Here is a 13,028-nt window from a genome sequence, read left to right on the forward strand (position 1 = left end):
AAATCAACCCCTTTCCTCGTTTTTCAGCCAGTGCTTTACTAACCGGATGCAACGTGAATCCTTTGACTACTCAGGCCTCCGCGCCGTCTTCATTAATTGCACCCTCAAACGCAGCCCCGAGGTCAGCAACAGCCAGGGCATCGTCGACCTCAGTGCCCGCATCATGCGGGAGCAGGGTGTGCACGTAGACCTGGTTCGGGCCGTCGACCATGACATCGCCACCGGCGTTTACCCCGACATGACCGAACACGGCTGGAAAACGGATGACTGGCCGTCACTGTTTTCCACGGTGCTGGCCGCCGATATTCTGGTGCTTGCCGGGCCAATCTGGCTCGGCGACAACGGCTCGGTGACCAAGCGCATCGTGGAACGGCTCTATGCCCACTCTGGCGAATTCAACGACGAGGGCCAGTATGTTTTCTACGGCAAGGTTGGCGGCGCCATCATCACCGGCAACGAAGACGGCGTGAAACACTGCTCGGCGAACCTGCTATATAGCCTGCAGCACATCGGTTACTCCATTCCGCCCGCTGCCGATGCCGGCTGGATCGGCGAGATCGGCCCTGGCCCGAGCTACCTCGACGAAGGATCCGGTGGACCTCAGAATGAATTCACCAACCGCAATGTGACCTTCATGAGCTGGAACCTCATGCACCTCGCCTCGATCCTGAAAAAGAACGGTGGCATTCCAGCCTTTGGCAATCTTCGCCAAGACTGGGACCGCGGCGAACGCTTTGGGTTCGAACCGAACCCCGAATATCGGTAGCTATCAGCACATCAGGGAACCCGCGGTACACCAGGCACTCTGAACAGACTCTTCCGTCGTTCCTCGTGCATTTGCCGAACGCCCTGACGTGCTTGTCACCGGTGGTGCGCGGCAATAATGACGGCCCCCGTAGCCTTTAGCATGGAGTATGGCCTTCGTTCGCTCCCTCCGTGCAGCGGGCAGGGGTAGCTACCTCGCGATCGCCATGTTCGTCCTGGTTTACCTCGTCGGCGCCGTGTACTGGCCAAGGCCGCTCTGGGTGGTCGGGCTCTACCTGGTCACGGGTCTCACCTGTTTCACGCTCTACGCTATCGACAAGCGGCGGGCGAAATTTGGAGGGTGGCGCATATCGGAACGCACCTTGCTGTTCTGGGGCGTCATCGGCGGCTGGCCGGGCGCGATTGTGGCGCAGCAGGTACTGCGCCACAAGACCCAGAAGAAAAGCTTTCGAAAAGCATTCCGGGCGACGATCATCATCAACGTCGTGCTCTTCGCCCTGCTGAGCACTCCGGCATTTGACCGGCTGATAGCGCAGGCGATCACCGACTTCAGCGTTCTCTAATACTCATTGAATTCGGGGCTGGTCGCCGCGTCGTGCTTGGCCTGCAAAATAGCGAGGTTGATCAGAACGAAGGCTTCCAGACGTTCGCTCCGGTGTTCGGCGTAGTCGGGCGCGCGCGGGTCGACGGCCAATTCGATGAGTTTGGACGACACCGCCGAACTGACCTCTTCGCTCGCTGATCGTTGTGCGCTCGCCACTATCCGGGCCACCTGGTTATTGTCGGCGGCCACGGCGTCGAGGGCGAGCGTCAACCGCTCATGCACGCGAACCCTGAGGGCGAACTGCTTGAGATCGTGGCGTTGGTCGTCGGTAAAACTCGGCCGCCACTTCATAGCTGCGAGATCTCGCCCCATTCGGCTCACCCGTCGGGCATACTCTTCGTTCTGCCGAGCCAGCCGATGCACTTCGCTGCGGGCGTTGTCGGCGTATCGCGCAAAGTCGTAATCGAAGTGTTCCCGCAGCGCTCCGACGATGATGTCGTTTTTCACGGCCATCCGCACGGCTGACAAGGCGATGAGCAGGCCTTCATCGACCGTGCGCTCGAGGTCGGGCAGCTCAGCGTTCACATCGGGTTCACTGACGTGTGCGTGAGCGTCAGCACGACGCCGGGACCGGTTCCAAATGATTGCGCCACCACTTCCTCGTGCAGGTGACCTCCATTTTATCGGTGAATGCGTTTACTACGGCGCGCAGAGCAGTGCAAGGAACTCATCGGCCATGCCGAGCTGGTCTTGAAGCTTCTGGCGTCGCGTAACGGTGTCGGTGATAAAGGCATCGAGCTGGTGCCTGGACTCGACGTTGTCGGCATCCGCTCCACCGCCTTGCCGCAGGTCGATGACCGCGAGCAGGGCCGTCATCTCGTCGAGAGTGAAGCCGAGGGGTTTCATGCGGCGAATAAGCATCAGCCGCGTGAGGTCGTCGGGCGAGTACAGCCGAAATCCACCGTCGGTGCGAGCGGATGCTTTCAGCAGGCCCACCTCGTCATAGTGGCGAATCGTGCGCAGCGACAGCCCGGTCTTCTCGGCGAGTTCGCCGATGTGCATCGTGACCACGGACCCGGTCGCGCCTGGTGTCACCGGGAACCTTCTTTCTCTCAGTCACAATCAACCCTAACGTTAGGGTAGTGTTGCAGGAGTCGGCTGACATTCCCCTGTGAGCCCACCCTCCCACCATTGTCCTCGATGACCGGTGGAGGTGCGCACCGCGGCGCCCACCCAACTCTTCTCTATCCATTTCGGCCGCACGGCCGGCCCAGCTTCTGGAGGCCTCATGGCCATTGTCCACAAATCCACCGCGCCCAACCGTTACCGAGCGGAACCCTCCGTTCTCACCGCTCTGCGCACGCCCCGCCTGCTCACCCGCGAAGTTCTGGCCGGCCTCGTCGTGGCCATGGCCCTCATCCCCGAGGCGATCGCTTTCTCGATCATCGCCGGTGTCGACCCACGCGTCGGCCTGTTCTCCTCGTTCGTGATGGCCGTGACGATCGCTTTCGTCGGCGGTCGCCCGGCCATGATCACCGCCGCCACCGGTGCCATCGCCCTCGTCATCGCCCCCGTGGCACGAGAATACGGCATGGAATATTTCATCGCCACCGTCATCCTGGCCGGCGTGTTTCAAATCGTGCTGAGCCTGGTCGGCGTGGCCAAGCTCATGCGGTTCATTCCCCGCAGCGTCATGGTCGGCTTCGTCAACGCCCTCGCGATTCTCATCTTCACAGCCCAGCTCCCCCAGCTGCTCGACGTGCCCTTCATGGTCTACCCGCTCGTTGCCGCTGGGCTGATCATCATGGTCGTCATGCCACGCATCACCAAGGTGATCCCGGCCCCACTCGTCGCGATCGTCGTACTCACCGTGGTCACCGTACTGATGGCGATCAACGTCCCCACCATCCGCGACCAGGGAGAACTCCCCCAGAGCCTGCCCGAACTCTTTTTCCCCAACGTTCCGCTCAACTGGGACACCTTCACCATCATCGCCCCGTACGCCCTCGGCATGGCCCTCGTCGGAATCCTCGAGTCACTCATGACCGCAAAATTCGTCGACGAGATCACCGACACCCACTCCAACAAGACTCGTGAAACCTGGGGCCAGGGCGTCGCCAACATCATGAGCGGATTGTTCGGCGGAATGGGCGGTTGTGCCATGATCGGCCAGACCATGATCAACGTCAAGGCCTCAGGCGCCCGCACCCGCATCTCTACCTTCCTCGCCGGCGTCTTCCTGCTCGTTCTGGTGCTCGGCCTCGGTGACGTACTCGCCGTCGTGCCCATGGCCGCCCTGGTCGCGGTGATGATCATCGTGTCGTATCTGACCTTTGACTGGCACAGCATCCGCTTGTCAACTCTCAAGCGGATGCCGGGGAGCGAGACCACCGTCATGGTCACCACGGTCGTCATCATCGTTCTCACCCACAACCTGGCCATCGGCGTCGTCGCCGGCGTGATCGTGGCGATGGTCGCCTTCGCGCGCCGGGTCGCCCACCTGGCCCGGGTGGAACGCACTGTTGAGCTTGACCAGCCCGTGCCGACGGCGTATTACACCGTGACCGGGGCGCTGTTCTTCGCCTCGAGCAACGACCTGATGACCCAGTTCGAGTATGCCGACGACCCCGACCGTATCGTTATCGATCTGTCGGCGTCACACATCTGGGATGCCTCGACCGTCGCCACCCTCGACGCCATCACCTACAAGTATGAGCGGCTCGACAAGCGCGTCGTCATCGAGGGATTGAACGAGGCGAGCCACGAACTGCATGCCCGCCTCGCCGGCAACCTCGGCGGCGGGCACTAGCCTTCGAACGTGTCAGTCAGTGACCACAATCAGCCCGCGCGCGCCCTTCTCCGCATCTGACATCACGTGGCTCATAAACGGATAGGTACCCGCTTCGGTAAACGTGAGCTCGACGAAGCCGCCCTGGGCGGGCGCGAGCGCGAGCGTCTGCGCCCCGCCCGTTCCGGTGCTGCCACCGCCCCGAAGGAGGTATTCACCCTCGGAGAACACGGTGTCGAACTGACCTCCGACCACGTGAAAGGAACTTCCAACGTTCGGGCCCGCGTCGAGCACCCAGATGCGCACCTTCTCGCCGACGGTCGCGGTTAGCGGTGCGGCGACATACTGATTCGCGTAGCCGTTGAACGTGAGCAGGTCAGGCAGCTGCGTCTGCACCTTGACCGGGTCGCCTTCCTCGCCCTGCCTGCCCAGATAGAACTCGGACTGGACCAGCACATATTCCTGCTCGACGGCGGTCAGTCCGGGCGGGTCGATGATGACCGCACCGAACATACCGTTCGCGATGTGGACCGACATGGGCATCGTCGAGCAGTGATACATCCAGATTCCCGAGCGCGTGGCGGTGAACCGGTAGGTGAGCTCTTCTCCGGGATCGATGGTCTGCATTGGCTTGTCCGGTGCGAGCGAGCCGGCGTGAAAGTCGAGCGAATGGCCGATGGTTCCCGCGTTGACGAACGTGATCTCGAAGACGTCACCGACAGTGCCGCGCAGCGTCGGCCCGGGCGCCGTGTGGTTGTAGGTCCACAGCATCTGTGTGATGCCCGGCGCCACTTCGGTCTCGGTATTGCCGACGGTCATCGTGCTCGTGTGCACGGTAGCGGATGCCGCGGGCGCCAGTCGCGCATCACGCGCGACGAAATCGCTTCCCGGCTCGGCCAGAGGGTCTATGCTTCCGGATGCCGACGCGTCGCTGTGCATGGTGTTTGCGGGCGAATCGGCAGTGGCGGTCGAGTCCGCACCGATCGCGTTCACGGTCAGCAGCATTCCGAGCAGCCGGTGGCCCCCCAGGGAACACCATCCGCCCAGGTCGGCGTCGATCATCCCGACGTCGACGGTCGTCGTGGCCTGGGGCTCGACCGAGCCGGACTCCACTCCGTTGTCGAATACGAGATCGTGGAGCATGCCGTCGGCGTTGGTGAGGGTGATCACCAGGTTGTCGCCGACCGGAACGTTGATCATGTCGGGGCTGAAACGGGTGTCAATCATCGTGACGTCGACGGTCGTCGTGTGGCCGGTCGCGCCCGGGCCCGAGCCCGAGCCCGAGGCGAGACTTATGTTGGAAGGCTCGAGCGCGACGCCGACGGCGAGGGTCAAAGCCAGGGTCGCCGCCGCCGCGATGAGCATCGCGGTGCGAGGGGGCGGCTTCGGCGCGGGACTCTCCGCGACGTCACGCACCAATGGCGGAAGCTGCGCCCCCGGAGGAGTGCGGTTCTTTCGATTGATGCGCAGCGCCCGCACCATCAGAATGATGAACGCCGCAAGGGTCGTGAGGAGAACTGCCCAGAGCGCGGCGGCGACGACGTCGGGCACTGGAAGAAGCGTGACAACGAGTGCGCCATTGACGACGCTGACTCGGAACAGGCCGGCCCGATCGAGTTCGTGCGCGGTGGCCTTGAACGCCCGCGGTCCGCCGCCGAGCACGACCGGAATGAGAAAGCTCAGCGCGCCGATCATGATCTGGCCGCCGAAGCCGACCGCGAAGTACGGCACGAGTGTTTTGAGGCCGGCCGCGGCATCCGCCCAGCTGCCAGCGGTGGCTACGACGGTGCCAAAACCGAGCGCGCACACCGCAAACCAGGCAAGGGCTGCGGTGATAGACCACCCGGCGTAACTAACGGCGGGCGAACGGCGCACGTGCCCGGCCAACTCCCCGAGCACCCGGGCGAAGCCGACCAGGTAGATGAGTACACCCGCCGCAGTGATGATTCGCGAGTCGGCGTAGGCGCCAGTTCCCAAAACCACCAGTCCGGCCAGAAGAGTCGGCAGGGTGGGGCGTGCGGCGGCCCGGGTGGTCGACAGCACTCGGGAACGCAGCACGGTCGGGAGCAGCAGGGCGACGGTGCCGATAACGGTCAGGCCGACCCAGCCGAGCAGGTTCAGTCCGATGTGCGTGATGTAGAGCCGGTCGTAATAGTCACTCGCCGCCGCACTGCCGGGGTGGGCCATCCAAATTCCGAGAGTGACACCGACCACGAGGCATCCGGCCGCAGCAATGTAGTACCGCACGAGCGGAGCGAACCGGGCCGGGAGTGCGCCGCGCAGCTGCCGCACGAGAATGGTGGCGTGCACGACGGCATTGAGTCCGACCAGGATTCCTCCGGTGAGCACGACATGCCACCAGGCGCCGGTGATCCCGATCATGACCAGCGCCGCGCCGACCGTGTGAACGGTCAGTCGAACGCCCAGCCAGTACCGGCCGCCAGGAGCAGTGTTCTTCAGCAGGCTGTCGGCGAAGTGCTGGCTCCAGACCAGGATCGCAGTCGAGAGGGCTCCCAGCAGCAGTAGATGCACCATGAGCCAAGGCCCGAACGACGATCCTCGATAGAGGATGACGCTGACGATCCCGAGGATCAGCCAGACGGGCACGAGCATGCCGGTGATCTGATGCCACAGCCGGCGCTTGAGGCTCGGTTTCATGTCGAACCGTTACAGAATGCGGGTCAGGTGCAGGGTCCACACATCGGGACCACTCTCGAGGTAGGTGATGCTGAAAGTGTTCGGGTGGTTTCGTTCGAGCTGGGCCAATAGCGGCAGCGGGTCGTGCGACGCCATGAGGTCGAGCGATATTCCGGGCTGAATCGCCTCCAACGCACCGAAAATCGCGGCGTGACGGATCGCGTGCGGGATGGTGCGGCTGTCAAGAACCATCGATTCGCTGCCGTCGTGACCGCAGGTACACGTGGCCGCAGCGGGTTCGTGCTCATGGGCATTCGCCCCGGCAGTGATACGGATCGGTTCGGCGGTCATGGTGTCTCCTCGGCTCGATGCACCTACGGCACTCTCCTATTTTAGAGCATGTTTTTCCGTTTAATACACCGACCCTCGTGTGAGCGGGTGAATGGTTGCGTCGCATGTGGTGAAGCAACCGATCCCACTTTCACGACCGGTTAGACGATCGACGCGTGTTCGGTGACGGGTCGCATTCGCATCACCGACAGCCATGTCGCCAGCGTGTGCTGGTTCGAGGTACCGCGCGGTCGCGGGACCGCTGCACCGGGCGAAGTGGTTCCGGTGCTGGGAGAATTCGGCTTCCGCGGGTAACGTTGCACGCACTAGGAGGTTTGTGATGAAAGCCGTACTGAACGACACCGTTATCGCTGAGGCACCCGAGCAGGATCTGATCCGCATCGAGGGCAATTGGTACTTTCCGCCCGCGAGCGTGACGAGCGAGCTGTTCGTCGAGAGCGACACCCCGTATACCTGCCCGTGGAAGGGCGAATGCCAGTACTTCAGCTTGAAAGACGGTGACACCCTGCTGCAGGATCGTGCCTTCAGCTACCCGCACCCGTACCCGACAGCGTTCGAACGCGTCGGCAAGGACTTCAGTGGCTACCTGGCGTTCTCGAAAGACGTGCAGGTCACCGACTAGGCGGTAGCCGAATGCCGCCCCGAGCGGCATCCGCGCATCGAGGCGTGAGAGGTGCCCGTCGCATGGGCGTTTACGCTGCACTTCTCACGGCTCGATTATCTGCGGCAGGAACGCGCGCCAGGCGATCCCACCTTCACGACCGGTCAGACGATCGACGTGGGGACACGCTCGGGCGCGGCAACCGGGTGCGCCCGTTCGAGCGAGGCACCCTCCACATCAACGTTGGGCAGCATCCGATCGAGCCATTTCGGCAACCACCACGCTGCGTCCCCCAGCAAGTGCATCACGGCCGGGATGATCAGCAGCCGCACCACGAACGCGTCAAGCAGCACGCCGCCGGCGAGCCCGAAACCGATCGACTGGATCATGACCGAGTTCGAGAAGATGAAGCCGGAGAAGACCGAGGCCATGATGAGCGCGGCGGCGATGACCACCGTGTGCCCGGCGTGCACCCCGCGCTGCACCGCGAGGCGCGCCGATGCACCATGCACGTACGATTCGCGCATCCCACTGACCAGAAACAACTGGTAGTCCATCGCCAGTCCGAACAGAACGCCGACAACGAGAATAGGCAGAAAGCTCAGGATCGGCCCGGGATCATGGATACCGAACACAGCACCGAGCCAGCCCCACTGGAAGACCGCCGTGATCGCCCCAAAGGAGGCGAACAGCGACAAGACAAAGCCCAGTGTCGCAGTTACGGGCACCAGGATCGATCGGAACACGAAGATCAGAATAATCAGTGAAAGCCCCACGACAACGAGAAGGTACAGCGGGAGCGCGGCGGCGAGTTTTTCACTCACATCGATGTTTCCGGATGCGTTGCCGGCGACACCGAGGGAAGCGACCCCAACCAGGTCGATTCCTCGGAGGTCACGTACGAGCTGCTCGGTCGATTCGCTGTTCGGCCCCTCGGCGGGAATGACCTGGAAAGCGAGAAGCAGGTCATCATCGGATGCTCCGATCGGCGCGACGGCGACGACGTCGTTCTCGGCACGGAGCGCTGTTCCGATGCGTACCTGTTCAGCGAGCAGGTCCTCATCCGTGACGGCTGTCTCAAGATCGGCAACGACGAGCAGCGGGCCGTTCACGCCCGGCCCGAATTTGTCGTCGGCGAGTGTGTAAGCGTTGTAGGCGCTCGAGCCCAGTGGTTCGGACGAACCGGCGGGGAGTCCGAGGCGCATCGAGAGCGCGGGGATGGCCACGACAAGAAGAACGACGATGCCCACGACCACAGTGACGACGGCGCGTACGGTGTTCATCGGCTTGACCGGCACCCGGGCATGGTTGCTGGCGTGGCCGACCCGCGCGCGGGCCTTCTTCGTGAGGATCTTCGTGCCGACCAGGCCCAGCACTGCCGGTGTGAGCGTGATCGCTATGAGAATGGCGACGAAGACGCAGACGGCACCGACCGTGCCCATGAGCCCGAGAAAGGGGATGCCGGTGAGGTTGAGGGCGAGCAGGGCGATGAGCACGGTGGCGCCCGCGAACACGACCGCGTTGCCGGAGGTGCCGTTGGCCAGCCCGATCGATTCCTGCAGGGGCAGCCCGTTGCGCAGTTGCGTTCGATGCCGGTTGAGAATGAAGAGTGAGTAGTCGATGCCGACCGCGAGCCCGAGCATCACTCCCAGAACCGGAGTGACCGAGAGCATTTCGACGGCCCCGGACAGTGCGAGTGAAGCGAGCACGCCAACGCCCACGCCGATCAACGCGTTCAATAATGGCAGCCCCGCACCGATCAGGGTGCCCAGCATGACCCACAACACGATGGCCGCGACGATGACGCCGCCGATCTCTCCGGGACCGAGGATCTCGGGGAGGCTCGCAGCAATGTCGTTGGAGACCTCAGCCCTGACGCCGGCAATGCCGGCGTCGTTCATCTCCGCGACGACCGCCTTCTTCGACTCGGTCGAAACCTGGTTGAGCGACGTGTCGAACTGGATACTCGCGACGGCGGTCGTCTTGTCGGTCGAAACCTGACGGATGCCCGCGGCCAGGTCGAGCAGGTCGGCTCCCTGTTCGAGCGTGGCGCTCGACGCCTCGAGCTCGGCACGGCTTGCCGTGAGTGCCGTCTGTTGTTCGGCAATTGCAGTGCGGCCCGCATCGATCTGCGCCTGCTGGGCATCGAGCATCCGCCCAGCAGCAGCGAGTCGACCCGCCGCCTCGGCTCGCGCGCGGCCGGCATCGAGCTGGCTCTGCGCAGCCGCGGCCTCGGCCGTCGCCGCATCGATCTGCGCCTGCCCCGCATCGATCTGCGCCGTTCCAGCGGCGATCTTCTGCCGTCCGTCGACGACCTGCTGCGCCTGGTCATCGATCTGGGCTTGGGTATCGAAGGGATTCGTCACCGATTTCACGCTGTCGAGATCGATCGAGCGTGTCAGCAGGGCGCCGATGGCGGTTTTCTGCGTGCCGGTGAAGGCGGAGTTGTCGGTCGTGGTGAACAGGACCGTTCCTCGCCCGCCGCTGGCCGCCGGGAACTTCGCCGCGAGCTCGTCGCTGACCTTCTGAGTGGCGGTACCGGGGATACTCACGGACGACGTGAGTGTTCCGCCGAAGGCAGAGAACGCACCGACGGCGAGGCCGAGAACGACCACCCACGCAACAATGACCAGCCACGCTCGGCGGGCGGAGAACCGACCCAGTCGGTAGAGAAGCGATGCCATATTCTCAATTTCTGTGTATGAGCAAGGTGTGGTCGGATGACCGACGTGGCGTCGTGCATCCCGTCATCAAGAGTCGAGGTGGTGGATCACCAGGAATGCGTTTGGTCAGTTGGACGGAGCGTATCCGGTACGGATCGTGACGATGAGGCGGTCGAGCAGTTCGTACCAGACAGTGCGGGAGGATGCGTCGAGCGTGCCACCCGTTCGAGCCAACCAGTGCGCCGATACGATGGCGATGCCGTTCATCACCGAACTGACCAGGATGGAAACCTCGAATTCGTCGATCGCGCTCGTGCGACCGGCGATCTCCGCTGAGAGCTGTTCGGTCGTGCGCGTGAAGACGTCACCGATGCTGTGCCGGGAGCGACCGTTCTCACCCTCGACCGTGAGCACTCCGGCGAGGTAAGCGACCACGGGCGGCAGGTCGATGGCGCGCAGTGCCGTCGTGATCTCGTCGAACAGGCCGTCGCGACGACCGTCTCCCAGCGGGGTGGATGCCGTCGCCGCCCGAAATTCGTCGACGGTGGCGCTGAGCACCTGCGTGCACGTGGTCATGATCACATCGTCGAGCGATGAGAAATGATTGAAAACCGTGCGCCGGGAGACGTCCGCGCGCTCCGCGAGTTCGTCGACGCTGAATTGTGGTTTGCCCCGCTCGCGAATGAGCGAGTCGGCGGCATCCAGAATTGCCTGGCGGTACCGAGCCTTGAGGTCGGCGCGGCGATCGGGTGCGGCGTCAAGCGAAATCATGTGCTTACACTAAGTGCAACGACGCACAAAGTGCAAGGCGAACTCGAGCGAGTTACTTCTTGCTCAGTGCCCGCGGGCGATCCACTCTTCGAGGTGGCCCGCCTCGTCGCCGATCAGGGTGGACTGACCGTGCCCGGTGCGCACCACGGTGGCAGCCGGCAGCGTGAGCAGCGTGGTGGTGATCGAGTCGATGATCGTCGGGAAATCGCTGAACGACCGGCCGGTTGCACCCGGCCCACCGTGGAAGAGCGTGTCACCGCTGAACACCGTGCCGAGTGCCGGCGCAGAGAAGCAGACCGCTCCGGGCGAGTGCCCGGGCGTGTGCAGCACTTCGAGCTCGATGCCGGCGACGGCGATGCGCTGGCCGTTCTTCAGCGCGTTCGGTCGCGTGGTTGCCGTGGCAGACGCAGCAGCATCCGCTGGAAAGACCATCTCCCACAGCATCGTGTCGGCCGGGTGCAGCCAGACCGGGGCGCCCGTTGCGGCGCTCACGCTGGCGGCTGCACCGATGTGGTCGTTGTGCCCGTGGGTGCACAGAATGGCCAGCAGCTTACGGTCGCCTACTGCCTTCAGGATCGCGTCGGCGTCGTGGGCGGCATCAATGACGACGCATTCGGTGTCATCGCCAACGATCCAGACGTTGTTGTCGAGGTCCCACGTGCCGCCATCGAGGCTGAAGGTACCGACGGTGACGAGGTGGTCGATGCGTGCGGTCATCAGAGCACCACCACCGAGCGCAGCACATCGCCGCGTGCCATTTTCTCGAATGCAGCCTCGATTTCGCCGATGCCGATCTTCTCGCTGACGAATTCGTCAAGCGGTAGCCGCCCCTGCAGATACAGGTCGGTCAGCATGGGAAAGTCGCGCTCCGGCAGGCAGTCGCCGTACCAGCTCGATTTGAGCGAGCCGCCGCGCCCGAAGACGTCGATAAGGGGGATTTCGAGCATCATTTCAGGGTTCGGCACCCCGACCAGCACAACCGTTCCAGCGAGGTCCCTGGCATAGAACGCCTGCCGCCAGGTTTCGGGACGACCGACCGCGTCGATGACGACGTTGGCGCCGAATCCGCCGGTCAATGCCTGCACGGCTGCGACGACGCCAGCCTCATCCAGGTTCAACGAGTCGATGGTGTGCGTGGCCCCGAGCTGTTTCGCCTGGGCGAGCTTCTTGGGGTCGCGGTCAATGGCGATGATGACGGATGCGCCAGCCAGGCGTGATCCCACAATCGCAGCATCCCCCACTCCGCCACAGCCGATCACGGCCACCGAGTCACCTCGGCTGACATTGCCCGTGTTCATAGCCGCGCCGATGCCCGCCATGATGCCGCAGCCCAGAAGGCCGACGGCCGCGGGGTCGGCATCCGGATTCACCTTGGTGCACTGCTTGGCATGCACGAGGGTCTTCTCGGCAAAAGCGCCGATGCCGAGGGCCGGGCTGAGCTCGGTACCGTCGGTGAGGGTCATCTTCTGGGTGGCGTTGAAGGTGTTGAAGCAGTACCAGGGTTCAGCCCGCTTACAGGCTCGACATTCGCCGCAGACCGCGCGCCAGTTGAGCACCACAAAGTCGCCGACCGCGACGTGCGTGACGCCTTCGCCGATGACACTGACGCGTCCGGCGGCTTCATGCCCGAGCAAGAACGGGAAATCGTCATTGATGCCGCCCTCTTTATAATGAAAATCGGTATGGCAGACGCCGCACGTTTCGATGTCCACGATGACTTCGCCTGGACCGGGATCGGGGATGACGATTTCGACCAGTTCGACTGGCGCGCCCTTCGAGCGGGCAATGACGCCTGTGACTGTGGTGGACATGGAGCTCCTCCGATCGAGGGGTGCCGGGTACGGCGGGGACGCTTTAACCTTATCGGAGGCGTGCGACCGATCAACGTCTCCTGACGCCGGTACGACG

12 protein-coding genes are annotated in these 13,028 nt (G+C 63.6%); 4 read left to right on the forward strand and 8 right to left on the reverse strand.

Going from position 1 to position 13,028, the window contains the following annotated elements; genetic code table 11:
* Positions 1-46: 46 nt before the first annotated feature.
* Together E3T27_RS07680 and E3T27_RS07685 are read left to right on the forward strand one after the other, a co-directional pair.
* On the forward strand, positions 47-766 hold the full coding sequence (locus tag E3T27_RS07680) for a flavodoxin family protein (RefSeq protein WP_134572128.1): 720 nt from the start codon (positions 47-49) through the stop codon (positions 764-766).
* Positions 767-914: 148 nt separating this feature from the next.
* Entirely contained in the window at positions 915-1,328 is a 414-nt protein-coding gene (locus E3T27_RS07685) for a DUF1294 domain-containing protein (protein WP_134572129.1), read from the forward strand.
* Here the strand turns inward: E3T27_RS07685 and E3T27_RS07690 are convergent.
* Entirely contained in the window at positions 1,325-1,894 is a 570-nt protein-coding gene (locus E3T27_RS07690) for a hypothetical protein (RefSeq protein WP_104196913.1), read from the reverse strand. The two genes, E3T27_RS07685 and E3T27_RS07690, sit on opposite strands and share 4 nt — an antisense overlap.
* 114 nt (positions 1,895-2,008) lie before the next feature.
* Positions 2,009-2,371 carry a MerR family transcriptional regulator gene (locus E3T27_RS07695; protein WP_134572186.1) on the reverse strand — a complete coding sequence of 121 codons (363 nt, stop codon included), beginning with the start codon at positions 2,369-2,371 and terminating at the stop codon, positions 2,009-2,011.
* A gap of 226 nt (positions 2,372-2,597) precedes the next feature.
* Between E3T27_RS07695 and E3T27_RS07700 the strand changes: the two genes are divergently transcribed.
* The gene (locus E3T27_RS07700; RefSeq protein WP_134572130.1) at positions 2,598-4,118 is read left to right on the forward strand and encodes a SulP family inorganic anion transporter; all 1,521 of its coding nucleotides are present in this window, start codon (positions 2,598-2,600) and stop codon (positions 4,116-4,118) included.
* Between the two features lie 12 nt (positions 4,119-4,130).
* Here E3T27_RS07700 and E3T27_RS07705 read toward each other — a convergent pair whose 3' ends face one another.
* Both E3T27_RS07705 and E3T27_RS07710 read right to left on the reverse strand, forming a co-directional pair.
* On the reverse strand, positions 4,131-6,755 hold the full coding sequence (locus E3T27_RS07705) for a multicopper oxidase domain-containing protein (protein WP_134572131.1): 2,625 nt from the start codon (positions 6,753-6,755) through the stop codon (positions 4,131-4,133).
* A 9-nt stretch (positions 6,756-6,764) separates the two neighbouring features.
* Positions 6,765-7,085, reverse strand: coding sequence for a DUF2249 domain-containing protein (locus E3T27_RS07710; RefSeq protein WP_134572132.1), 321 nt, complete (start codon positions 7,083-7,085; stop codon positions 6,765-6,767).
* 319 nt (positions 7,086-7,404) lie between these two features.
* On the opposite strand from E3T27_RS07710, the gene E3T27_RS07715 reads away from it, so the two are divergent.
* Positions 7,405-7,707, forward strand: a complete 303-nt coding sequence (locus tag E3T27_RS07715) for a DUF427 domain-containing protein (RefSeq protein ID WP_134572133.1) — start codon at positions 7,405-7,407, stop codon at positions 7,705-7,707.
* Between the two features lie 143 nt (positions 7,708-7,850).
* Here the strand turns inward: E3T27_RS07715 and E3T27_RS07720 are convergent, their stop codons facing one another.
* The 4 genes from E3T27_RS07720 to E3T27_RS07735 form a co-directional block, all read right to left on the reverse strand.
* Complete coding sequence (locus E3T27_RS07720) at positions 7,851-10,370, reverse strand: MMPL family transporter (protein ID WP_134572134.1); 2,520 nt, start codon at positions 10,368-10,370, stop codon at positions 7,851-7,853.
* Between the two features lie 105 nt (positions 10,371-10,475).
* Positions 10,476-11,120, reverse strand: a complete 645-nt coding sequence (locus E3T27_RS07725; protein ID WP_134572135.1) for a TetR/AcrR family transcriptional regulator — start codon at positions 11,118-11,120, stop codon at positions 10,476-10,478.
* A 63-nt stretch (positions 11,121-11,183) separates the two neighbouring features.
* Entirely contained in the window at positions 11,184-11,837 is a 654-nt protein-coding gene (locus E3T27_RS07730) for an MBL fold metallo-hydrolase (protein WP_134572136.1), read from the reverse strand.
* On the reverse strand, positions 11,837-12,931 hold the full coding sequence (locus tag E3T27_RS07735) for an S-(hydroxymethyl)mycothiol dehydrogenase (protein ID WP_104196921.1): 1,095 nt from the start codon (positions 12,929-12,931) through the stop codon (positions 11,837-11,839). The genes E3T27_RS07730 and E3T27_RS07735 overlap by 1 nt, the downstream gene beginning before the upstream one ends.
* Positions 12,932-13,028: the final 97 nt, after the last annotated feature.

The organism is Cryobacterium lyxosi, assembly GCF_004403345.1.
In the GTDB taxonomy this organism is placed as follows: Bacteria; Actinomycetota; Actinomycetes; order Actinomycetales; family Microbacteriaceae; genus Cryobacterium; species Cryobacterium lyxosi.

What these genes read in the sequence shown, in the direction of transcription:
- E3T27_RS07680 (WP_134572128.1), top strand. Translation starts at nt 47, where the DNA reads ATGCAACGTGAATCCTTTGACTACTCAGGCCTCCGCGCCGTCTTCATT.
- E3T27_RS07685 (WP_134572129.1), top strand. Translation starts at nt 915, where the DNA reads ATGGCCTTCGTTCGCTCCCTCCGTGCAGCGGGCAGGGGTAGCTACCTC.
- E3T27_RS07695 (WP_134572186.1), bottom strand. Translation starts at nt 2,371, where the DNA reads ATGCACATCGGCGAACTCGCCGAGAAGACCGGGCTGTCGCTGCGCACG.
- E3T27_RS07700 (WP_134572130.1), top strand. Translation starts at nt 2,598, where the DNA reads ATGGCCATTGTCCACAAATCCACCGCGCCCAACCGTTACCGAGCGGAA.
- E3T27_RS07705 (WP_134572131.1), bottom strand. Translation starts at nt 6,755, where the DNA reads ATGAAACCGAGCCTCAAGCGCCGGCTGTGGCATCAGATCACCGGCATG.
- E3T27_RS07710 (WP_134572132.1), bottom strand. Translation starts at nt 7,085, where the DNA reads ATGACCGCCGAACCGATCCGTATCACTGCCGGGGCGAATGCCCATGAG.
- E3T27_RS07715 (WP_134572133.1), top strand. Translation starts at nt 7,405, where the DNA reads ATGAAAGCCGTACTGAACGACACCGTTATCGCTGAGGCACCCGAGCAG.
- E3T27_RS07720 (WP_134572134.1), bottom strand. Translation starts at nt 10,370, where the DNA reads ATGGCATCGCTTCTCTACCGACTGGGTCGGTTCTCCGCCCGCCGAGCG.
- E3T27_RS07725 (WP_134572135.1), bottom strand. Translation starts at nt 11,120, where the DNA reads ATGATTTCGCTTGACGCCGCACCCGATCGCCGCGCCGACCTCAAGGCT.
- E3T27_RS07730 (WP_134572136.1), bottom strand. Translation starts at nt 11,837, where the DNA reads ATGACCGCACGCATCGACCACCTCGTCACCGTCGGTACCTTCAGCCTC.
- E3T27_RS07735 (WP_104196921.1), bottom strand. Translation starts at nt 12,931, where the DNA reads ATGTCCACCACAGTCACAGGCGTCATTGCCCGCTCGAAGGGCGCGCCA.